Source organism: Pseudoalteromonas sp. S554, from assembly GCF_005930865.1.
In the GTDB taxonomy this organism is placed as follows: Bacteria; Pseudomonadota; Gammaproteobacteria; order Enterobacterales; family Alteromonadaceae; genus Pseudoalteromonas; species Pseudoalteromonas marina.
Genome location: NZ_PNDV01000204.1, coordinates 1 through 236, shown reverse-complemented (window position 1 = coordinate 236; position 236 = coordinate 1). Strand labels below are relative to the sequence as shown.

Sequence of the window (236 nt, the reverse complement as noted above, 5' to 3'; positions counted from 1 at the left end):
AGGAGAGTCAATCGCAACACCATTACAAATAAACGTAGGCCGAATAACGCAACTTGCGGGATTTGAGCTTGTACGTATGTTGTTAACTAAACGTGGGCTTATAGCCCTGGCGGCATTTGCGCTAGTTTGTTTAATTCTTTTGTTATTATGGGGCCTGTTAGGGGACGTTGCGCTCAGGCTGCCATATTTGTTAATAGTAGCATTTAATCCAGTTACTACCAACTTAGCGCTTATTG

At 42.8% G+C, this 236-nt stretch carries 1 pseudogene; it reads left to right on the top strand.

The features are described from left to right. Positions 1-236, top strand: a pseudogene (locus tag CWB65_RS19980) (hypothetical protein); the annotation flags it as partial.